Here is a 20786-nt window from a genome sequence, read left to right on the forward strand (position 1 = left end):
ATCCCCGTGGAATAGCCTGAGCGCAGCCTGAAAAGACGGGTACGGATTACTCGGGCGCCCCATGGGTCCCAATTTTTACGCTCCTTCTACCACGCTGCCGGCACCCGGCCAGCGGCGGCAGGGTAGGGGGGAACCCGCTCATGGAGCCCAGTGGAAGACCCAGCATGCGCGGCGCCCTGCGCCACGTGCTCCGGAGGCCGCCGCGGGCACTCGCAGCGCTCCTGGCCGGGGCCCTCGCCGGTGCGGCACTGCTGACCGGCCCCGCAGCCTCGGCCGACGTCGGGACCATTGCCCACGACACCCTCCGCACCGGGTGGGACAGCGATGAGAGCGCCCTCTCGCCCGCAGGGGTGGCCTCCCCCAACTTCGGCAAGCTGTTCTCCGCCGCGGTGGACGGGCAGGTGTACGCGCAGCCGCTCGTGGTCGGCCAGACGGTCGTCGCGGCCACGGAGAACAACGCCGTCTACGGCCTCGACGCCGCGACCGGCGCGGTCAAGTGGACCCGCTCCGTGGGCCCCGCCTGGCCCGCCGCCGCCATCGGCTGCGGGGACCTGGTGCCCAACATCGGCATCACCTCGACCCCTGTCTACGACGCGGCCACGAGCAGCGTGTTCCTCACCGCGAAGACGAACGACGCCGGGAACGCGCAGCTGCCCCACTGGTACATGCACTCGATCGACGTCACCACCGGCGCCGAGCGGGCCGGCTTCCCGGTGATGATCGACGGCGCCCCGACCAACGATCCGACCCGGCCCTTCAACGCCTTCACGGCCATGCAGCGGCCAGGCCTGCTGCTCATGGGCGGGGTGGTGTACGCCGGCTTCGCGAGCCACTGCGACCACAGCCCGTTCGTGGGCTATGTGGTCGGGGTCTCGACGGCGGGCAAGCAGACCACGATGTGGGCCACCGAGACGCGGATCAGCAATGCCGAGGGCGGCATCTGGCAGTCCGGCGGCGGGCTGGTCTCCGACGGGCCGGGGCGGATCCTGTTCTCGACCGGCAACGGGATCGCCCCACAGAAGTCCCCAGGGACGTCCCCGCCGTCGACCCTCGCGGAGTCCGTGGTGCGGCTGCAGGTCGGCACGGACGGCAACCTGACGGCGAAGGACTTCTTCAGCCCGGCCGCGAACGTGAAGATGAACCAGGATGATGCGGACCTGGGCTCCGGGGCGCCGATCGCGATCCCGGACGGCTACGGCACCTCCGCGCACCCGCACCTGATGGTGCAGACTGGCAAGGACGGGCACATCTACCTGCTCGACCGGGACGCGCTGGGCGGCATGGCCCAAGGGGTCAACGGCACCGACGCGGTCGTGGACACGGCCGGGCCCTACAACGGGGTGTGGGGGCGCTCGGCGTTCCTCGGCACCACGCAGGGCGGGTATGTCTACCAGGTCGAGAACAAGGGCTACCTGCGGGCGTCGAAGCTGGTCCCCAACAGCTCGGGCGGGGTCAAGCTCGCCTCGGTGGGCACCTCCACCGGCACGTTCGGCTACACGTCCGGCTCGCCGGTGGTCACGTCCTCGGGCACGGACGGCTCCTCCGCCCTGGTCTGGGTCATCTACACGGACAACAACACCGGGGCCAACGCCCAGCTGCGCGCGTACCGGGCCATCCCGGACAGCACGGGCAAGCTCGCGCAGGTCTTCAGCGCCCCGATCGGCACGGCCTCGAAGTTCACCTCACCCGCCACCAACTCCGGGAAGGTGTACGTGGGCACCCGGGACGGTCACGTGCTGGGCTTCGGCATCCCGACCAAGGCGGCGGTCGGGTCGACCAGCGGCGACCTGGGCCAGGTCGCGGTCGGCGCGAGCTCCACGACGACCGTGACCATCACGGCAACGCGCGCGGTGACGATCAGCTCGGTCACCACGAGCGCCCCGTTCGGGATCGGGTCCGTGGCCCTCCCGAAGGCCCTGGCCTCCGGCGCGAGCCTCGGCATCCCCGTGACGTTCGCCCCCACGACCACCGGGGAGTCAGACGGCACCCTGACCGTGAAGACCTCGGACGGCGAGACCGTCCTGCTGGGGGTTCACGGGATCGGCACCAAGGACGGCCTCGGCGCCACGCCGACGTCGCTCGCCTTCAGCAACGTGCCGACCGGCACGGTCAGCCAGCAGACCGTCAACATCGTCAACACGGGCACGACGGCGGTGTCGGTCACCGGAGTGACCCTGCCCGCCGATGCGAGCCTCGTCACGGATCCGACCACGGTGCCCGCGATCGGGTCCACGATCCAGCCGCTCGCCTCGGTCCCGGTCTCGATCGCCTTCAAGCCGACCGTCGCTGCGTCGATCACGGACTCCATCACCGTCACGAGCAACCTCGGCGGGGTGACCGTGCCCATCGCGGCGACCTCCATCTCGGGGGCGTCCCACCTGCAGGTGCCCGCGTCCCTCGACTTCGGCGATGTGGCTGTCGGGACCTCGTCCACGCGCTCGTTCCAGATCCAGAACACCGGCAACATCCCGATGACGATCACCAAGGCGAAGGCCCCGCAGGGCGTGTTCACCACCACGACCCCCGTCTCCGAGGGCCTGACCATTCCTCCGGGCGACTCGGTCTTCCAGAGCGTGACCTTCACGCCCACCGCCTTCGGGCAGGCCGGGACCGCGGACACCTACTACCTCATCACGGCCGACGACGGCTCCGGCGCCCAGGAGGTCATGCTCACCGGCAACGGCATCGACGATCCCGTCGCCGCCTACGCGGCGAAGATCGGCGCCGGCCGGTGGGCCTCACCGCTCGGCCAGGCCCTCACCGCCGAATACAGCGTGGGCACCGGCACGTGCCAGGACTACACCTCCGGCATCATCTGCTGGTCCCCGACCACCGGCGCGCACGAGGTGCACGGGGCCATCTACACCCGCTACGCCGCGGCGGGCGGCCCGAGGGGCTACCTCGGCTTCCCGACCACGGACGAGACCAAGACGCCGGACGGCATCGGGGCGTACAACCACTTCTCCGGTTCCAGCGGCGGGTCGATCTACTGGACCTCGGCGCTCGGGGCCCATGAGGTCCACGGTGCGATCCGGGCGCGGTGGGCTGCGAGCGGGTGGGAGAAGGGCCCCTTGGGCTACCCGACCACCGATGAGCTGGGCACCCCGGACGGGGTGGGCCGGTACAACCACTTCAACGGTTCCGGCGGCGCCTCCATCTACTGGTCGCCGAAGACCGGCGCGCACTCGATCCAGGGCGCGATCCGGGCCAAGTGGGCAGAGAAGGGCTGGGAGCGCGGCCCCTTGGGCTACCCGACCACGGACGAGAGCAAGACCCCCGATGGCGTCGGCAGGTACAACCACTTCAACGGCTCCGGCGGCGCCTCGATCTTCTGGTCGCCGACCACGGGGGCGCACTCGATCCGCGGGGCGATCCGGGCCGAATGGGCAGCATCGGGTTGGGAGCACGGCCCGCTGGGCTACCCGATCACCGACGAGAAGGGCACCCCGGACGGCTCGGGCCGCTACAACCACTTCTCCAAGGGAGCCTCGATCTACTGGACCCCATGGACCGGAGCGCACTCGGTGCTCGGCGCGATCCGGGCGACGTGGGCCTCGATGGGCTGGGAGCGCAGCTGGCTCGGCTACCCGACCTCGGACGAGTACTCCGTCCCGGTGGGGCGCGCGGAGGACTTCGAGAGCGGCAGCCTGACCTGGAGCGCCTCCACCGGAAGGGTGAACGCCGCCGGCTGAGCAAAGGTGGCGGCGCAGCTCAGGACAGATTGGACGTCCTCCTGCTGCGCCGCCACCGGACGGCGTCCCGCAGCGCCCACGCCAGGCGGTCCCCGGCGAGGCTGGCCAGGACGTAGCCGCAGGCTCCGGCCCTGAAAGAGGCGGTGATCTCACCGGGGCGGTCCCGGAGCGAGAGCATGACGCACGCGATCATGGGCGCCGCCTCCGTGATCGCCCGGCAAACCTCGATCATGCTCTCTCCGACGAGGCCCAAGGAGAGCAGGCACACGTCCGGGGCCGCGGCGGCGACGGCCCGCACGGTCGCCGCCGCAGCCGGGGAGCGCCCCACGACCTCGAAGCCCTGGTCCTCGAGCAGGTCGCCGAGCGTCTCCCGTGTGAGGGCATGATCCTCGACGATGAACACCTTCAGCCGCAGATCTGCCGGCAGATCCAGTTCCGGGCGCATACGGCCCCCGTCCATCTCGACGATCGACTCTGTCGCAGCCCCCGGGTGCTTGGGGTCCAGCGTCTCCCCAAACCATCGAGCGGCTCAGGGCCGAACGTCCCCCTGATGATCTTCGGAAATTCCCATTCCAAAGATGGGCTTTGGAGGGAAAATGGAATGAGCGCAATGGCCTCGAGCAGCCGGGACCCCCTCGCGCAACGAACAGAGAACCGCGGGCAGCGCCGCCCCGGACCAAGGAAGACCGCCATGCTTCCCCGCAGCAGACAGCCCAGCACCGCCCTCCACGTCAGCAACGCCTCCCGTTGGCCCGAGCACGAGCACGACTTCCCAGCGCGCCCGGCCGGCTTCACTCCTGCACCGCACGACCAGCGGACGCGCCTGCTGCGCGAACTGAGACAGGCCGGGCTCGGCGACACCGAGGCCCAGGCCGAGGCGGACAGGCTCCTGGCGGGAGACATCTGGAGCGGCTGACCACGAAGCCGGCCCTGCTTGGGCCTTTCTGGCGCGGGTAAGGGTGGGACGCCAGCCCATCGCGCCAGGAGGACCCATGACTGACTCTCCCCACCTGCGGCAGGTCGACGACGACGTGCTCGCCAAATACCTGCACAGCCATCTCATCGCCGGCACGTCGGGCACACGGCTCTTCGAGGATGCCGCGAAGGCGTGGGAGGGCACTTTCTACGCGTCTGCCCTGGACAGGCTCGCGAAAGAGGTCAGCGAGGACGCGGAGGAGCTCGGCCGGATGGTGCAGGCCCTCGGGCTGGAGCCTCCGGCCCACCGGAAGGCGGCGGGCTGGGCGGCGGAGCAGGCCGCGAAGATCGACCCGCTCAATCCCACCCATGCGGCCTCGGGACGGGCCGGGCAGCTCCAGCTCGAGTCGCTCCTCACCGCCGCGACCGGAAAGTGCCTCCTGTGGAAGGCGCTCCTCCTCCTCATCGACGAGGGGCTGCCTGTCGACGCGACCAGGCTCCAGCAGCTGCAGGACCGCGCGCTGCACCAGATCAGCACCCTCTCCGAGATCCTGCGCTCGGTGACGGCGGCCAACTTCCGGGCCAAGGGGTTGACCCAGCACTAGGCCGTCCCACTGCAGCGATAGGTCACACCCCCACCGTACGGGTGTCGCTCGACGCGGGCGTCTGCTCCTTCTGCCACGGCCAGCGGCCCGTGATCTCCAGTTCCAGGGAGAAGCTGAGGAAGGTCCGGATCACCACGATCACGGCCAGGACGGCGACGCTCAGCAGAGTGGGAGTGACCGCGACCGTGCGGATGATATCCGCCGCGACCAGGAGCTCGAGGCCCAGGAGGATCGAGCGACCCAGCAGCTGCCGATAGGAGCGGTAGAAGGTAAGGCGGTCATCCCGTTGCCGGCGAATGGCCAAGGGAATGGACACGAGGGCTCCGATGACCACCGTCGCCACCCCTGCAACGTCCACCCATTGGCCCGCGATTTCAATCGCTGCCTTCACGTCCATCTGCGTTCCTCCCCGACCATGTTCTCCCGGTTCACGCCAGGTCCTTGCCCTGGCGGCGCGCACGCTGGTCCTTGAGAATGATGCTCATCTGACCGTCGCCCTCGAGCGCGACCAGCTCCACTTCCTCCAGGCTCGCCATGCCCTGGAGGCGGACCTCCTGCATGATTTCGTCCACGGTGATGTTCTCGGAGCGCATGGCGCGGCGGTTCAGCTTCCCCTTGCTGTAGAGCACCAGCGGGGGCGGGGAAAGGAACTTCTGCACCAGGGGGAACCGGTATCCGAGCCAGTCCAGGACCGCGGCCCAGCCGATGATGACCGCCACGAGGAGCAGCCCGTCCGGGAGCGAGGTGTACTGTCCGGCCATCGCGTTCTGCGCTGCGTCCGCGATGAGGACGATCACCAGCAGGTCGGTGACCCCCACCCCACCCCTCTGGCGGCGGAGCACCAGCCGGAGGAGCGCGTAGAGGCAGAGGTAGACCAGGCTGCCCCGGAGGAAGATCTCCAGCAGCGCGGTGTGCGGGACGAGAAGGTCCTTCCAGTCCACGTCGGTGAGCCATCGCATATCCATGTTGAGTCCATCGCGTACCGAGGGCGCCGACTGGGACGGCGCGAGGTGCTAGTCCGACGCTTCGGTGACCGTCCCGTAGGCGGTCGCCTGGTCGATGACGGCCTGGACGCCGTCCGGGATGGAGCGGATGCGCACGCCGTAGAGCCCCTCCGCCGCGGACTGCTCCATCACCGGGCGGACGGCCTCGACCACCGCTGGATCCTTGCCGTGCAGATAGCGGGCATACCTTCTCGGCAGATCGGTCATGGTGCCTCCCTCGTGTGAACCGGTCAATAGAGACGATGTCTCTTCCTAGGGGCCCTACCCTGCAACGGCTGCCTCGAACAGAAACGCCGACCCCGGTGACGGGAGAAGATCCGCTTCGGCTACCCGTCCGCGCCGAAGAGGGAGTCGAGGCGCTCCGCGCCCCGCACGTCCTGGAAGGCCCTGCGGTCGAGCGCGGCTCCCCTCCTCAGGACGCTGATCTCGCCAGTCGGCTCCAGGACCACGCAGGCCACATCGGCCGGGTCGGCGATGCCGGCGAGGCGCAGGCGCGGCCAGAGGTCCCCTTCCACCAGATGGCTGCGCCTGAGGTTGCCGTGCAGGACCTCGGGGCCGGCCATGAGCAGCAGCGGCGGGCTGTCGAGCACGCGCCGGGGACGGGTCCGGCGCTGGATCTGGCCGGCGATGGCGTGCATCAGGAAGAGCGTCACGAGCGCCACGGCACCCCCCGCCACGTCCGGCGTGTAGCCGAGCGCAGCACGCCCCACGACGGACCCGGCCGCGACCGCACTCGCCAGGCCGTAGCTCGAGACCCGGGCCAGGGGCCCCTGTCCCAGGATCCGGACCAAGATGATGAAGGCCCAGTAGATGAGGGTCGTGGAGGCCACCACCTCAAGGGCCTCCACCGGGGTGAGCGACAGCTCGCGCAGCATCGTCGTCCTCCTTCTGGCAGGGCGCTCCTCGCCCGTCCACCTCTGCTGTAGCTACCCGGACGGACGGAGGGAACACGCACCGGTCTGTGCCCTAAGCCCCTACTGGGCGTCCCGCACCGCGCCTAGCCTCGGCAGCATGGATCCCCTGCTGCCGTCCCGCGGCCCTTCCGGACGGGTGGCCCCGTGGGAACGCCAGAGGGGCTGACGGCGGCGGAGGCCGGCCGGCGTCTCGCCGAGACCGGCAGGAACGAAATCCCCCAGCAGCGTCTGGGGTGGCCGCGGCGGCTCGGCGCGAAGTTCTGGGCCCCCGTTCCGTGGATGCTCGAGGCCACGGCGCTGCTCGAGCTCGTCCTGGGCCGATGGACGGATGCGGCGCTGGTGGCCGCGGTGCTCGGGCTCAACGCCGGGATCGGGTTCGTCCAGGAGGGCCGCGCCCAGGACGCCCTGGCCCTGCTGCGCACCAGGCTCGAGGTCAACGCCCGCGTGCTCAGGGACGGCGCCTGGTCCTCGGCCCCCGCAGCCTCCCTGGTCCCGGGGGACGTCGTCCATGTGCGGATGGGCGACTTCGTCCCGGCCGATGCCCGGGTGCTCGAGGGCGAAGTGCTGGCAGACCAGGCCAGCCTGACGGGGGAATCGGTCCCCCTCGAGCGCGGCCCGGGGGCCGTGCTGTACTCGGGGACCGTGGTTGCCCGGGGCGAGGCCACGGCGCGGGTCGAGGCGACCGGGCCGCGGACGTTCTTCGGCAGGACCGCCCAACTCGTGGGGTCGTCGGCGCCGCTGGAGCACCTCGGCGGCCTGGTGCTGAGGATGGTCCGCGTGTTCATCGCGATCGACCTGGTGATCGCCGCCGCCGGGACCGCGTACCTGGCTTGGAGCGGCGCCGGCCCGGACGCGGTGCTGTCCTTCGCGGTAGTCCTCCTGCTCGCCTCGGTGCCGGTCGCCATGCCCGCGGCGTTCACCCTGGCGGGAGCGCTCGGGGCCCGTCGGCTCGCCCGCGCCGGCATCCTCACCACACGCCTCTCGGTGCTCCAGGACGCGGCGTCGATGCAGGTCCTCTGCGTCGACAAGACGGGAACCCTCACGCGCAATCAGCTCGCCGTCGCCGAGGCGCTCGGGATCGACGGCGCTAGCCCCGCCGAGACGATCCGCCTCGCCGCGGCGGCCTCTGACGCCGCCACGCAGGACCCGATCGACCTGGCGATCCTTGCCGGGGCGGCCCCTGCCGAGGATCTGGGGTGGAGGCGTACGGCGTTCGTCCCGTTCGACCCCGCCACGAAGAGGTCACAGGCGAGTTGGATCGCCGAGGACGGGGCCGCCGTCGACGTCGCGAAGGGGGCCCCTGCCGTCATCTCGGCACTGACCGGCCATCAGGAGGCTGCCGCGCTGGCACGGCTGGCGGCGAGCGGTGCACGGGTGCTCGGCGTCGCGCTGCGGACGGACGACGGCGGGTGGAGGCACCGGGGGCTGGTCGCCCTTGCCGATACACCCCGGGAGGAGGCCGCGGACATGCTGGGCCGCCTGGGCGACCTCGGGGTGCGGGCGATCATGGTCACCGGCGACAGCGCGGCCACAGCGGCCGCCGTCGCGCAGCGCCTCGGCATGCGCGGATCGGTCATCACCCCGGAGCGGCTCGCCGCCGAGCCGCCGGCCTTCCCGGCGTGGCCGCGGTGGCCCAGGTCCTTCCCGAGCACAAGCACGAGCTCGTCCGCAGGCTCCAGGAGGCCGGCACCGTGGTGGGGATGACGGGGGACGGCGTGAACGATGCCCCCGCGCTGAGGCAGGCAGAGGTCGGCATCGCCGTGGAGGGCGCCACCGATGTGGCGAAGGCCGCCGCCGGCGCCGTCCTGACCCGAGGGGGCCTCGGAGACATCGTGGAGCTCGTCGAGGAGAGCCGGCGGATCCACCAGCGCTCACTCACCTACGCGCTGAACGTGAGCGTCAAGAAGATCGAGGTCCCGCTGCTGCTGGCGCTCGGCGTCTTCGCGTGGAAGTCGTTCGTCTTCACCCCGCTGCTGATGGCCCTGCTCCTGCTCGCCAACGACGTGGTCAGCATGGCCGTCACCGGCGACGCCGTCCGCCCTTCCCCGCGCCCGGACACGTGGAGCGCGAGGAAGATCGTCCTGGCGGCCGTCGCAGTCGCGGCGCCCATGCTCGCCGCCTCGGCTGCCGTCCTCGTCCTGGCCCACGGGCCCTGGCTGCATGCACCCGTCGGCACCCTGCGCACTGTGGTCTTCGTGACCCTCGTGCTCAGCAGCCAGGCCACGGTCTACATCGTCCGCACCGCGAGGCCCGCGTGGAAGGACACCCCGTCGCCATGGCTGCTGGGCGCCACGGCTGTGGATGTCGCCCTGGCGGCCGCCCTGGCGCTCACCGGCGCCCTGATGCGCCCGGTGGCCCCCGGCGTCCTGGCCGTCCTCGCCGGTGCGGTCCTCCTCGGCGCCCTGGCCGCGGACGCCGTCAAGGTCCGGGTCTTCCGGCACCTAGGCCTGCACACCGCTGCACGCCCACAATCGGTGTGACAGGCCAGGTCGGCCCCCGGTGGGAGGAGCAGTTCGGATGGAGAGCTACAGGATCGTGGTCGGGGTGGACGGGTCCCCCGCCTCGGGGAAGGCGCTCGACTGGGCGATCGAGGAGGCCCGGCTCCGCGGCGGGAGCCTGCGCGTCATCACGGCGTGGCACTATCCGGTCCTCGGCGATGCCGCCGGCGCCGGCCCTGATGTGGACGTGTTCCGGCAGAGCGCGGCCGATGACCAGGCCGCGCTGCTCTCCGCGGCAGGCGGCGAGCGCAGCGGGCTCAGCGCGGAGGTGATCGAGGGCAGCGCCGTGCAGGTCCTCCTCGATGCGGCCCGAGATGCGGACCTGCTGGTCGTCGGGTCACGCGGGCACGGCGGCTTCGCCGGGCTGCTGCTGGGCTCCGTGTCCGCCCAGCTCGCCCACCACGCGCCCTGTCCGGTGCTCGTGGTGCGGGAGAACGAGGGCGGGCGCGGGACCTCGTCCTGAGCACGCCCTCACCACAACGGCCGCGGGCCAGCGGCGTGGCAGCCGCCGGCCCGCGGCCGTGCAGAAGGTGCTGGGGTTCAGCGCCCGAAGAGGCGAGAGAAGAACGCCGACATCGCGCTGGGCTCGTTCTCGTGGCCCTGGCAGCGCTGGGAGTTCGGGACTCCCCGCATCACCTGCTGGACGTGCTGGCCGCAGCCGGCCCAGGTGACTTTTCCGCATTTCCTGCAGGTGACCTGACGGCACATGGTTGTTCTCCTTCTCTAGTTGCTCTACTTGGTGATGGCCTGGATGGCCACATAGACGGCCACGAGCAGGACGAGGCCCGCGAATCCGCGCTTGAGGACGTGCTCGGGAAGCCGGCGCCCGAAGCGCCCTGCCACGAGCGAGGCGACCATGGCGGCGAGGGCGAAGGCGCCGATCACTGCCCAGTCGAAGTGCATCTCGCCCAGGTGGGCGGCGAGGCCCGCGAGCGAGTTGATGACGATGATCACGAGAGAGGTCCCCACGGTCATCGCCATGGGCAGCCCGAGCACGAGGGCCAGGGCGGGGACGATGAGGAACCCTCCGCCTACCCCGAGGAGCCCCGTGAGGAACCCGACCACGGCGCCGGTGGCGATCGCCTTGGGCAGGCAGGACCGCCAGTTGACCCCACCCGTGGGGAGTGCGCAGGATCCGCCCACGGCCTCGGTCTTCCGGAGCATCCGGAGGCCGGCCACGATCATGATCACGGAGAAGGCGAGCAGGAGGATCTTCTGGTCCATCATCCGGTTGACCGCCGCGCCGAGGTACGCGGTGGCGGTGCCGGCGGCCCCGATGATCAGGGCCAGGCGCCAGTTCACACCCCGCCGGACCCTCGGAAGGACGGCAACGGCGGAGGACGCACCGACCACCACGAGGGAGCCGGGGATGGCGGCCGCGAGCGGCACGCCGACCCCGTACACGAGGGCGGGAACGGCGAGGATCGACCCGCCGCCGCCGACGAGCCCGAGGAGCCCGCCGACGACGGCGCCGAACGCCAGCGCGGTGAGGATCACCGGCTGTCCCCGAGCTGCTGGAGCGCCTGGTGGGCGGTGGGCTCGCTCGCGGAGCGGTTCCACGGCATCTTCGAGAGCATCGCGCCCATGGCGCAGCTGTTGGTCGCGGCGGAGAAGGTCAGGCCCGCGCCGATCCCGCCGGCCACGAGCCGGAGCTTGGGCGAGATGAACCGGCCGCCCAGGATGCTGGCCAGCACGAGCGAGCCGGCGGTCATCCGCACCTGCCGCTCGAGCGCCCAGGTCTGGGCGCCGCGGACGACGTCGCCTCCGGCGGCGGCGAAGGCCGGGACGCCGCCCTCGAGGACGCTGGCGCCGGCGAGGCCGACGGCGGCGAGCCGCTTGCGGGCCTGCTCCGCCCGGGCCCCGGACTGGCAGACCAGGACGACGCGCGTGCCCATCCGGCTGGCGAACTCCTCGGCATGCTCGCTCAGGAGAGGCAGCGGCACGTGGTAGGAGCCGCGGATGTGGAGCGAATCGAACTCGGCGCCGCTGCGGACGTCCACGACCATGAGGTCGTCATGGCGGGCGGCCCACTCCTTGAGGGTGGCGGGTGCGACGGTGGCGGGCATGGTTGCGGTGCTGTCGGTCATTGCTTCTTTCGTTCTGAGTTGCTGGGTGCCTCGGTTGGAGGCGCGGTGAAGGGGCGGGTCAGGCGGTGGGCAGGCCGGCGGACCGCCAGGCGAGCATGCCGCCGACCATGGTCTGGGCGGAGTAGCCGGCTGCGGTGAGCTGGTCGGCCGCGGCGGCGCTGCGCCGGCCGCTGCGGCAGACGGCGATCACCGGACGCGAGCGGTCGAGCTCGTCCAGGCGGGCGCCCAGGTCGCCGAGCGGGATATGCCGGGCGCCGGGGATCATGCCGTCGGCAAGCTCTGCTGCCTCGCGCACGTCGACGATCTGGGTGTCGCCGCCGAGCCTCTCGGCGGTCTGCTGTGGGGTGATGTCCATGGGTCTGTCCTCTCGATGGGGAAGGGTGTGTGTCAGCGGCAGGGTTGGGAGGCCGCGCGCGGGGCGCGGAGGGTCAGTGCGTAGAGGCCGAATGCCGCGAAGACCGCGACGAGCCCCACGCCGACAAGCCCGGTGTCCATGCCCGCCAGCGCGGCCAGCGGGCCGCTGTGGACCTCGAGCAGCTGGGCGGCGGCCGAGGCCAGGCCGGCGGCGCCGACCACGAAGGCGACGGCGACCGACACCGCCGTGACGGCCAGGTTGTAGGCGGCCTTGCGGACCTCGTCCTCCGCGGCCCACCGGTAGATCCGGTTCATGGCGATGCCGTCTGCGCTGTCGAAGAGCGTCATCCCGGCGGTGAAGAGCAGCGGCAGGGCGAGGGCCGCGGCCGGCGGCACTCCGGGGCGGAGCGAGCCCGCCGCAAGCAGCCCCACCGAGGCTGCGGTGTCGAGCCCGAGCCCGAACAGCAGCCCGGTCGGGTACATCTTCCACGGAGCATCCACGAGGCGGCCCAGCGGGCCCAGCACGCGGAAGACGACGCCGCGGGAATCGAGGTGGCGTTCCAGCTCGGCCGGGTCCACGGCGCCGCCGCGCGCCCTCCGCAGGAGCGAGCCCATCCCCCGCAGGGCGGGGACGTTGAGCGCGCCTGCCAGGAGGAGGAACGCCCCGGAGACGGCGGCGCCCCACAGGGAGGCGCCCTGCCGCAGCGGGGACCCCTCGTCCGAGAGCCCCTCGGCGAACGTCCCGAAGCCGGCCAGCACGAGTGCGACGGCGCCGACGACCACGGTCGAGTGCCCCAGCGCGAACCAGAAGCCGGCCGAGACGGGAGGCCGTCCGGCGGCGATCAGGCGGCGGGTGGCGTTGTCGATCGCGGCGATGTGGTCGGCGTCGAACGCGTGCCGGATCCCGAGTGCGTAGGCGCCCACCCCGAGCCCGGCCACGAGGGCCGCGCCGCCGGCTCCGGCGTGGAGGGCGGGCAGCGCGACCGCGGCCAGGAGTCCCCACCCGGCGACGTGCAGGGCGAGGACCACCAGGCCCATCCGGGCCAGGGGCGCCCGGGTCCCGCTCGTGCGCTGTGCAGGAGTCGGCATGGTCTTCCTCTCGATGGTCGTCCTGGCGGTGGCGGAAGGGGCTAGGCCGCGATGGGGAGGCCGGCCGCGGCGGCGCGGTCGAAGGCGTCGTCGACCTGGACGACGTCGTGGCCGGCGCGCTCGAGCAGGCTGGCCGCCACGCCCGAGCGGTAGCCCGAGCCGCAGTGCACCCAGAGTCTTCCGGCGGGGACCTCGTCGAGGCGGGTCAGGAGCTCGTGCAGCGGGATGTTCACGGCGCCCTCGATGCGCGACGCCTCGTACTCGTCGGCGCGGCGGACGTCGAGGATCACCTCGTCCGGGCGCCGCTCGGCCAGCATGCCCTCCCAGTCCACGCGGGGGTACGAGGACACGGCCGCCTCCGGGGCAAGGGCCCGCGGGTCCTCGCCGAGGGCGGCGTCCGGGGAGTCGATGCCGATCCGGGACAGGTCGCGGATGGCGTTCTCGACGTCCTCGCGGGAGCCCACGAGCGTGAGCTTCCTGTCGTAGGGGAAGAGCCAGCCGAGGTAGGTGCTGAAGCTGTTGCCGTTGCCGTACTCGAAGCTGATGGTGCCCTTGAGGTGCTCCGAGGCGTAGGCGACCCGGTTGCGCAGGTCGACCACCCACTCGCCGGCCTCGAGCCGCGTGCGCAGCTCCTTGGGGTCGAGGGACTCGGGCACGCCCAGGTCCGGCTCGCCGGGTCCGGCGGAGTTGCCGGGGCCCATGTGCACGTAGTAGCTGGGGTAGGCGGTGAGGTTGGCGATGAGGTCGCTGACGAAGTGCTCCTCGTCGGCGTCCGTGTAGACGTGGTTGGTCTCGAACTGCTCGCCGAGGGTGGAGCCGCCGGCGCCCGTCGCGGGGCCGGAGGAGCAGAACGAGCCGAAGCCGTGCGTCGGGTAGAGCTCCGCGGCGGCGTCCGCCTCCTTGGCCAGGCGGCGCGCGGAGGCGTACTGGTCGTGGGTGAGGCCGACCATGTGCTCGCGGCCCAGGAGGTCGGTGCGCCCCACGGAGCCGTAGAGCACGCTGCCGCCCGAGAAGACTGCCTGCTGGTCGCCGTGCGAGACGACGAAGGAGAGGTGGTTGTGGGTGTGGCCGGGGGTCGCCACGGCCTTGACGGCCAGCTCGCCGACCTCGACCGTCTCGCCGTCCGCGATGGGGGTCCGCTCGAAGGCGACCTCGTCGGCGGCGTTCACGAGGTAGGCGACCCCGTGCTTGCGGGCGTAGACCAGCCCGCCGGTGAGGTAGTCGTTGTGGATGTGGGTCTCGGCAACGTGCGTGATCTCGACGCCTGCCGCGGAGGCGGCGGCCTCGACGCGGTCGATGTCCCGCTGGGCGTCGATCACGAGCGCGTGCTTCCCATCGTGCACGAGGTAGCTGCGGTCGCCGAGCTGCGGGGTGTCGATGACGATGACGTCCATGATTCGTTCCTCCCTGAAGTCCGAAAGGCCGTTTCCGACCCACTTCCAAAATACCCAGGGGGGTATCCGAAGTCAAACGACGGGACGGGAGCCCAGCAGTGCCACGGCCGGGCCCTGGACGACGAGTTCCACCTGCGCGCCCAGTTCAGGCAAGGGTGAGGAAGAGGCGGCGCAGCTCCTCCATGGTCAGGCCACCGCCCTCGCCCCCGCCGGGAGCCGCGGGGGTGCTCGCGCACTCGCTCATGGCCGCGGAGATCAGCTCGAAGCCGGCCTTGTCCAGGGCGCCGCGTACGGCGGCGAGCTGGGTGATCACGGCCCGGCAGTTCGCCCCCGATTCCACCGCGTCGATGACGGCCTTCAGCTGCCCGTGGGCGCGCTTGAGCCGATTCGCGAGCCGACGCAGCTCGACGGACTGCGGCAGGTCCTGCGGAGCAGACCCCTCGACCGAGACGCCCTTCATGGTGGATCCCCTTCCCGTGCAGGTGCCGGCCAGTGCGGCACCTCTCACAGGATAATACCCACCGGGGTATACCGATCAACCCCCGGGAGGGCCGGTCAGTGCGAGGCGGGCCGGATGAGGTTCTGCGGCGGGGCATCGAAGGCGCCGTGGTCGTAGAACCCGAGGACCTTCTGCATGTAGGTCGCCCACTGAGGGCCGGCAATGTAGGCGCCGTCGATGACGGGGTAGTACTTGCCGTTGACGGTGACGTTGCGCCCCAGGCGGGCGTCGCTACCGTTGAAGGGGTCGCCGAAGAACGACGCCGTCGCGAGGCCCCTCGTGTACCCGACGACCCAGGTCTGGTTGTTGTACTGGTTGGTACCGGTCTTGGCGGCGTCGGGGACCCCGAGCTTCTGCGGGATGAGCAGGCCGGAGCCCTTCTTGATCACGTCCTCGAGCACGTTGGTGGCCGCCTTCGCCGCATCCGGCTTCAGGGCGCCGGCCTGGCAGGACGGCGCCTGGCCGCCGATCTTCTGCCCCTTGGCGTCGTCGACCTCGGTGATGGACATCGGCGCGCAGTAGGTGCCGTCCGCGGCGAAGGTCGCGAACGCGTCTGCCATGGTCAGCGGGGCCACGTTGGAGGCGCCGAGGATGTTGCCGAGCACCGAGAGGTCCAGCTTCTTGCCACCGCCTGCACCGTCGTGCAGGCCCATGGCGTCTGCCGCCCGCTGGATGTCGCAGAAGTCGTCCAGGGCCGCGGCCGAGGCGAACGTTGCGGTGTTGATCGACTGGTAGATGCCCTCGCGCACGGTCATGGGGCGGTACCAGCCGGGCTCGTCGTTCTGGAGGTCCACCGATCCGGCCACGGCCGAGTCGAAGGACCCGCTCACACGCCCGCAGGTCGTCTTCCACGGGTACCCGGGCGGGTACCGCCGCTGGGCCGCGTTCACGATCTGGTCGGTGGGCTTGCCCTCGTCGAGCCATGCCGCCAGGGTTGCGGGCTTCATCGTCGAGCCCGGCTGCATGCCTCCGACGCCGCCGAGCTGGTTGCCGGACGGGTCGGTGCGGTCCACGTTGAAGTTGTAGGACGTGAGGAAGCCCGTGCCCTGGCCCGCGAGCACCCGGGAGTTCTGCGCCATCGCCAGGACCTTGCCGCTGCCCGGCTGCACGGTGACGAGCGAGGCGCCCCATTTGTCCGGATTCGCCCCCGCGGTCGCATCGACCTGGGTCTGGGCCGGCCCCTGCAGGCGCGGGTCGAGGGTGGTCCTGATCGTGAGGCCTCCGCGATCCACGCGCCGCTCGCGGTCCGCCGGGGTCGCCCCATAGGCCGGGTCATTGAGGATCTGGTGGAGCACGTAGTCGCAGAAGTAGGGGGCCTGGGCCGCGTAGGCACAGCCCTGCTTCGGCGGATTCAGCTTCAGCTTCAGCGGGGCCTTGACGGCGTCGTCGTGCTGCGCCTTGGTGATGTACCCGTGCTCGAGCATCGCGTCGAGGACCAGGTTGCGCCGGCCGACGGCCCGGTCGGGATAGGCCACCGGGTCGTAGTAGCCGGGCCCGTTGACGAGCCCGGCAAGGAGGGCCGACTGGGTGAGCGTGAGGTCCTTGGCATCCTCGGAGAAGAAGTACTGGCTGGCCGCCTGGACCCCGTAGGCGTTGCCGCTGAAGGAGACGATGTTCAGGTAGCCCTGGAGGATCTTGTCCTTGGACTCCTTCTTCTCCAGGGAGATGGCGAGCTTCATCTCGCGCAGCTTGTCGCCCACGCCCTTCTGGCCGTTGAGGACCACGTCGGAACCTTGGCCCTGGGCGACGAGGTCCTCGTTGAGCACGTTGGTGACGTACTGCTGCGTCAGCGTCGACGCTCCTTGGTGGGCGCCGCCCACGTCCGAGGCGAACGCACGGAGGATGCCCATGGGGTCGATGCCGCCGTGCTCGTAGAACCGGTAGTCCTCGATGGCGACGATCGCGTCGCGCATGCTCTGGGAGACCTTCTCGAGCGGCACATTGGTGCGGTTCTCGCTGAACACGCTGCCGATCACGGAACCGTCCGCCGCGAGGATCCTCGTGACCTGCGCCGGCGGGGTGACCTCGAGGTCACTCGGCAGGCTGTCGAAGAACTGCACCGAGCCGTTCGTGGCGCTTCCCGCCAGGGCCACGGCGGGTGACATGAGGCCCGCGGTCAGGACCCCACACAGAAGGCTCACGGCCAGGAAGGACAGGATCCTTCCGACGCCGAGCGATGTGGATCGGAGCACTTTCCTGCCAGAAGCCATGGGCGCATGCTAGCGGCTCCCCATGTGAGGAACGCTGGGCGTTTCCGGTGTGCTGCCCCGCTGTGTGGGGTCCAGCGTCTCCGGTCGTGGTCAGGCTCCGTCTGGCGTCTTGGTGGGGTCAGGCGGCCATCTTGCGGCGCATGCGGTCCAGAAGCCGGCGCAGCAGGCGCGAGACCTGCATCTGGGACACCCCCAGCTCCGCGGCGATCTCAGACTGGCTCATCTCGTCCACGAACCGCAGCTTCACCAGCAGCCGGTCCTGCTCGCTCGCACCCTCCAGCGCGCACGCGACCATCTGCCGCAGCTCCACCTGCTCGAACCCCGCCTCGACCACCGGGACCAGGTGCGCCGTGCGCTCCCCCTCGCCCTCGCCCGAGGAATCCAGCGGCTCGATCGCCGCCGGGCTCATCGCCGCATCCACCGAGCGGGCCTCCGCGACCTGCTCCGGGCTGGCCCCGGTCGCCTCCCCCAGCTCCGCCAGGGACGGCTCCCGGCCCAGCTCCTGCACCAGCCGGCCACGGGCCTCCTTGACCCCCAGCCGCAGCTCCTGCAGCGACCGCGGCGGGCGCACCACCCAGGACTGGTCCCGCAGATAGCGCTTGATCGTCCCGGCAATCGTGGGCACCGCGAACTGCACGAACCCGTGCCCGGCACCCTCCCGGTACCGCTGCGCCGCCATCACCAGCCCCATCCGCGCCACCTGCCGGATGTCCTCGAAGTCATGCCCGGGCACCCGGTGCCGCCGCGCCAGCGCATCCGCCAGCCCCAAGTGCTCCACCACCAACGCCCCCGCCACACCGGACCCCGCACCCTCGCCGGCAGCGCCCTCGGACGCACGTCCCGCCTGGGCGGCGTCCTCCGCCAGGTCCCCGGCGAGGAGCCTCAGGGATCCCTTGGACTCGATCACAGCTGACTCACTCACAGCGACCTACCCTCCTCTGCACCGCCCAGCGGCCGCGCCCGGCGTTGATGCTGGCTACCTCGAAGTCTTCAACGAGACAGACCTGTCTGTTCCGCTGAGAAGAGTTATATAGGTAGACAGACCTGTCTGTCCAGCGTGCTACGATTCTGAGCATGGTCGGTCCTGATGACGGCCGGGCCCCTGAGGCCGCGGCACGCAAACCTGCCCGCGAGCGGATCCTTGAGACCGCCTATGGGCTCTTCGCACGACGGGGCGTGAGAGACGTCGGCATCGACGAGATCATCGCCCACTCCGGGGTCGCCAAGGCGACGTTCTACCGGCACTTCCCCTCAAAGGAAGCCCTCGTGCTCGCCTACATGGACCGCTGGTACCAGGTGCGCGAGGACGCGATCGAGGAGGCCATCGCGCACGCGCACAACCCCGACGACGCGATCCTGGCGGCGTTCACGGTGCTGGACGACTGGTTCAGCCGAGGCGCCGCCGAGGTCAACACGTTCCTCCACGTGGTGATCGAGTTCGGGCCGGGCCACCTTCTCGGCCGGGCGGCGATGAGGCACCTCACCGACATCCGCGAGCGCCTCTGCGCCCTGGCCGAGGCGGCCGGGCTCGAGGACCCGGTCGGGTTCGCCTGGTCCTTCCACATCCTCACCAAGGGCGCCATGGTCGCCTCCATCGAGGGGGACCAGCGCGCTGCGGCCCGCGCCCGCAAGCTCGCGCGGGCACTCATCGACCTGCACCGGCCGGACACCCTTGGGACCCCCACCCAAGATCGCGAGGACGTCAAGCGCCAGCTCGACCTCCGCCGCCGCGAGAAGGCCCACCAGAACTAGGACCCCCGTCCGGCCGGACCCCGGCCTCTCCCCGGCACCCAGGCCTGCCCAGCGGCCTGGGCGCCGTTTCGGTTGTGCGCCCACCGGGAAACCTACGTCCCACGATGTCAGGAAGTTGGCAGTGGGAGGGGGCGGGCATGCATCTACAAGTCGCAGTCGCGGCGATGGGTCTGGTCCTTGCGGCCCCGCGGCGGCCCAGGCAGTCCTCGAGGGCACGGATCCTCTCGGCCGCCCAAGGCCTTTTCGCGACCCGGGGCATCCGCGCCGTCGGGGTGGACGAGCTCATCGCGCGCTCGGGGGTCGCGAAGTCCACGTTCTACCGGCAGTTCCGCAGCAAGGACAGGCTCGTCCTGGCCTGCCTCGAGGCCTGGGGCCGTGCCCGGGCAGGCATGGTGCGGACCGCCCGGGACAGCCACGGCAGCGGAAGGGAAGCCCTGCTCGGGGTCTTCGACGACCTCGACGACCTGATCCTCCGCGGGGACCCGCCCGGCCCGCTGGAGCGGGTGATCGTGGAAATGGGCGCCGAGCATCCCCTGAGCCGGGTTGCCGCCGAGCAGCTCGACCCCTCGCTCGCCCACCTGGAGGAGATCGCGGCGGAGGCCGGGCTCGACGACCCCGCCTCGGCGGCGCGCACCTTCCAGACGCTCATCTGCGGGAGCTTCGTGGCCGCCGCGGAGGGCGACCAGCACGCGGCCGCCCGCGCCAGGGACCTCGCAGCCGCGGTGCTGCTGGCCCCGGCGGGCGACGGCTTCGCTGCCAGCAGCCCGGATTCGGCGGCCCTCTGACGCCCTCAGCCCTGTCCCGGGCGGCGCGGGGGCTCCGCGGATCCGAGCCGCGAGAGGGCCTCCCGCACCGCGGGGGCCAGCGCGCCCGCACCGAACGGACCTGACTCGGCCGCCATGCGCCCGGCCGATCCGTGCACGAAGGCCGCGAGCGCCGCCGCCTCCACCGGTCGGAGGCCCCGGGCCGTGGCGAGGAGCGCACCGAGGATCCCCGTGAGCGTGTCGCCGCTGCCCGCCGTCGCCAGGTACGGGTGCCCCTCCCCCTGCACCCACGCCGTGCCGTCCGGGGCGGCGCAGACCGTCGCCGGCCCCTTGAGCAGCACGGTCACCCCCAGCTGGGCCGAGGCCTCGCGCGCCCACCGCACCGGCTCGGCCTCGATCGCCTCGCGGGACGGACCCTCCAGCAGCCGCTCGAGCTCCCCCGCGTGCGGGGTGATCACCACGTGCTCACCGGCCAGCCGGTCCAGGAGCTCGGGCAGCGCGTCGAGCGCGGACGCGTCCACCACCGCGGGGAGCCCCGACTCGAGGGCCACCGCCAGCGCGCGGCGCTGCCCGGCGTCGTCCGCGATCCCCGGCCCGGCCGCCCAGGCCTGCACCCGCCCCGACGGCTCCGACGAGCCCACCACCTCCGGGTGGGCGGCGAGCACGAGCCGGCGCACGGCGTCGGGCGCCACGAGCCGCACCATCCCCACGCCCATGGCGAGCGCACCGGCCGTGGCGAGGACCGCGGCCCCCGGATACGGCTCGGAGCCGGCCACGAGGCCCAGCACCCCCGGGAGTACTTGTGCCAGTCGTCGCGGGGGGCGGGGAGCAGCGCGGCGGCCGATGCTGAGTCGAGGGAGCGCACGTCCGGGTCCGGCAGGTGCGGTCCGAGGCCGATGTCGACGACCTCCACGCGCCCGGCCAAGGCCCGCCCGCGGCCTGCGAGCAGCCCCGTCTTGAGCGCGCCGAAGGTCACCGTGAGATCCGCCGGCCACACCTCGGGACCGGC

At 71.6% G+C, this 20786-nt stretch carries 23 protein-coding genes; 8 read left to right on the forward strand and 15 right to left on the reverse strand.

From position 1 onward, the window contains the following. Positions 1 to 164 precede the first annotated feature (164 nt). The gene (locus SA2016_RS14450) at positions 165 to 3692 is read left to right on the forward strand and encodes an ASH domain-containing protein (RefSeq protein ID WP_066499306.1); all 3528 of its coding nucleotides are present in this window, start codon (positions 165 to 167) and stop codon (positions 3690 to 3692) included. A 19-nt stretch (positions 3693 to 3711) separates the two neighbouring features. Here the strand turns inward: SA2016_RS14450 and SA2016_RS14455 are convergent, their stop codons facing one another. Next, on the reverse strand, positions 3712 to 4137 hold the full coding sequence (locus SA2016_RS14455; protein ID WP_066499314.1) for a response regulator: 426 nt from the start codon (positions 4135 to 4137) through the stop codon (positions 3712 to 3714). A 246-nt stretch (positions 4138 to 4383) separates the two neighbouring features. On the opposite strand from SA2016_RS14455, the gene SA2016_RS14460 reads away from it, so the two are divergent. Together SA2016_RS14460 and SA2016_RS14465 are read left to right on the forward strand one after the other, a co-directional pair. Next, the gene (locus tag SA2016_RS14460) at positions 4384 to 4608 is read left to right on the forward strand and encodes a hypothetical protein (RefSeq protein ID WP_066499315.1); all 225 of its coding nucleotides are present in this window, start codon (positions 4384 to 4386) and stop codon (positions 4606 to 4608) included. A 76-nt stretch (positions 4609 to 4684) separates the two neighbouring features. Then, positions 4685 to 5212 (forward strand): hypothetical protein, encoded by a 528-nt coding sequence (locus tag SA2016_RS14465; protein WP_066499316.1) that lies wholly within the window; start codon positions 4685 to 4687, stop codon positions 5210 to 5212. Between the two features lie 22 nt (positions 5213 to 5234). Here SA2016_RS14465 and SA2016_RS14470 read toward each other — a convergent pair whose 3' ends face one another. The 4 genes from SA2016_RS14470 to SA2016_RS14485 form a co-directional block, all read right to left on the reverse strand. Further along, a complete protein-coding gene (locus tag SA2016_RS14470) occupies positions 5235 to 5609 on the reverse strand; it encodes a DUF1622 domain-containing protein (RefSeq protein WP_066499318.1) in 375 nt (124 codons plus the stop codon). A 31-nt stretch (positions 5610 to 5640) separates the two neighbouring features. Then, positions 5641 to 6177 (reverse strand): DUF421 domain-containing protein, encoded by a 537-nt coding sequence (locus tag SA2016_RS14475; protein ID WP_141305742.1) that lies wholly within the window; start codon positions 6175 to 6177, stop codon positions 5641 to 5643. Between the two features lie 48 nt (positions 6178 to 6225). Next, positions 6226 to 6423, reverse strand: a complete 198-nt coding sequence (locus SA2016_RS14480; RefSeq protein ID WP_066499323.1) for a hypothetical protein — start codon at positions 6421 to 6423, stop codon at positions 6226 to 6228. A 119-nt stretch (positions 6424 to 6542) separates the two neighbouring features. Next, positions 6543 to 7091, reverse strand: coding sequence for a DUF421 domain-containing protein (locus tag SA2016_RS14485; RefSeq protein ID WP_066499326.1), 549 nt, complete (start codon positions 7089 to 7091; stop codon positions 6543 to 6545). Between the two features lie 183 nt (positions 7092 to 7274). Here SA2016_RS14485 and SA2016_RS14490 point away from each other — a divergent pair, with 183 nt between their 5' ends. From SA2016_RS14490 to SA2016_RS14500, 3 genes are read left to right on the forward strand one after another with little or no spacing between them, the layout of a single operon-like run. Next, positions 7275 to 8834, forward strand: coding sequence for an HAD-IC family P-type ATPase (locus SA2016_RS14490; protein WP_066499328.1), 1560 nt, complete (start codon positions 7275 to 7277; stop codon positions 8832 to 8834). Next, the gene (locus tag SA2016_RS14495; RefSeq protein ID WP_066499330.1) at positions 8750 to 9610 is read left to right on the forward strand and encodes an HAD-IC family P-type ATPase; all 861 of its coding nucleotides are present in this window, start codon (positions 8750 to 8752) and stop codon (positions 9608 to 9610) included. Before SA2016_RS14490 ends, SA2016_RS14495 begins: the two co-directional genes overlap by 85 nt. A gap of 37 nt (positions 9611 to 9647) precedes the next feature. Further along, positions 9648 to 10091: a universal stress protein gene (locus SA2016_RS14500; protein ID WP_066499331.1), complete on the forward strand. Its 444-nt coding sequence runs from the start codon at positions 9648 to 9650 to the stop codon at positions 10089 to 10091. 77 nt (positions 10092 to 10168) lie between these two features. On the opposite strand, the gene SA2016_RS22725 is transcribed toward SA2016_RS14500, so the two are convergent. The 9 genes from SA2016_RS22725 to SA2016_RS14540 form a co-directional block, all read right to left on the reverse strand. Continuing rightward, a complete protein-coding gene (locus SA2016_RS22725; RefSeq protein WP_503413207.1) occupies positions 10169 to 10336 on the reverse strand; it encodes a DUF8730 family Cys-rich protein in 168 nt (55 codons plus the stop codon). A gap of 24 nt (positions 10337 to 10360) precedes the next feature. Beyond that, entirely contained in the window at positions 10361 to 11125 is a 765-nt protein-coding gene (locus SA2016_RS14505; protein ID WP_066499334.1) for a sulfite exporter TauE/SafE family protein, read from the reverse strand. Further along, positions 11122 to 11715 (reverse strand): rhodanese-like domain-containing protein, encoded by a 594-nt coding sequence (locus tag SA2016_RS14510; RefSeq protein ID WP_066499336.1) that lies wholly within the window; start codon positions 11713 to 11715, stop codon positions 11122 to 11124. The genes SA2016_RS14505 and SA2016_RS14510 overlap by 4 nt, the downstream gene beginning before the upstream one ends. Before the next feature lie 58 nt (positions 11716 to 11773). After that, entirely contained in the window at positions 11774 to 12070 is a 297-nt protein-coding gene (locus tag SA2016_RS14515; protein WP_066499337.1) for a rhodanese-like domain-containing protein, read from the reverse strand. A gap of 32 nt (positions 12071 to 12102) precedes the next feature. Continuing rightward, positions 12103 to 13158 (reverse strand): HoxN/HupN/NixA family nickel/cobalt transporter, encoded by a 1056-nt coding sequence (locus SA2016_RS14520; protein ID WP_141305743.1) that lies wholly within the window; start codon positions 13156 to 13158, stop codon positions 12103 to 12105. Between the two features lie 41 nt (positions 13159 to 13199). Beyond that, positions 13200 to 14552 carry an MBL fold metallo-hydrolase gene (locus SA2016_RS14525; RefSeq protein ID WP_066499339.1) on the reverse strand — a complete coding sequence of 451 codons (1353 nt, stop codon included), beginning with the start codon at positions 14550 to 14552 and terminating at the stop codon, positions 13200 to 13202. Positions 14553 to 14697: 145 nt separating this feature from the next. Beyond that, positions 14698 to 15012, reverse strand: coding sequence for a metal-sensitive transcriptional regulator (locus tag SA2016_RS14530; protein ID WP_066499341.1), 315 nt, complete (start codon positions 15010 to 15012; stop codon positions 14698 to 14700). Positions 15013 to 15107: 95 nt separating this feature from the next. Further along, positions 15108 to 17261: a transglycosylase domain-containing protein gene (locus tag SA2016_RS14535; protein WP_066499344.1), complete on the reverse strand. Its 2154-nt coding sequence runs from the start codon at positions 17259 to 17261 to the stop codon at positions 15108 to 15110. Positions 17262 to 17379: 118 nt separating this feature from the next. Next, a complete protein-coding gene (locus SA2016_RS14540) occupies positions 17380 to 18183 on the reverse strand; it encodes a sigma-70 family RNA polymerase sigma factor (RefSeq protein WP_084249556.1) in 804 nt (267 codons plus the stop codon). 152 nt (positions 18184 to 18335) lie between these two features. Between SA2016_RS14540 and SA2016_RS14545 the strand changes: the two genes are divergently transcribed. Together SA2016_RS14545 and SA2016_RS14550 are read left to right on the forward strand one after the other, a co-directional pair. After that, a complete protein-coding gene (locus tag SA2016_RS14545) occupies positions 18336 to 19013 on the forward strand; it encodes a TetR/AcrR family transcriptional regulator (protein WP_084249557.1) in 678 nt (225 codons plus the stop codon). Between the two features lie 137 nt (positions 19014 to 19150). After that, complete coding sequence (locus SA2016_RS14550; protein ID WP_169803082.1) at positions 19151 to 19798, forward strand: TetR/AcrR family transcriptional regulator; 648 nt, start codon at positions 19151 to 19153, stop codon at positions 19796 to 19798. Between the two features lie 5 nt (positions 19799 to 19803). Here the strand turns inward: SA2016_RS14550 and SA2016_RS14555 are convergent, their stop codons facing one another. Then, on the reverse strand, positions 19804 to 20772 hold the full coding sequence (locus SA2016_RS14555; RefSeq protein WP_306505432.1) for an NAD(P)H-hydrate dehydratase: 969 nt from the start codon (positions 20770 to 20772) through the stop codon (positions 19804 to 19806). Between the last annotated feature and the right edge of the window lie 14 nt (positions 20773 to 20786).

The sequence above is a fragment of the Sinomonas atrocyanea genome (assembly GCF_001577305.1).
Lineage (GTDB): Bacteria > Actinomycetota > Actinomycetes > Actinomycetales > Micrococcaceae > Sinomonas > Sinomonas atrocyanea.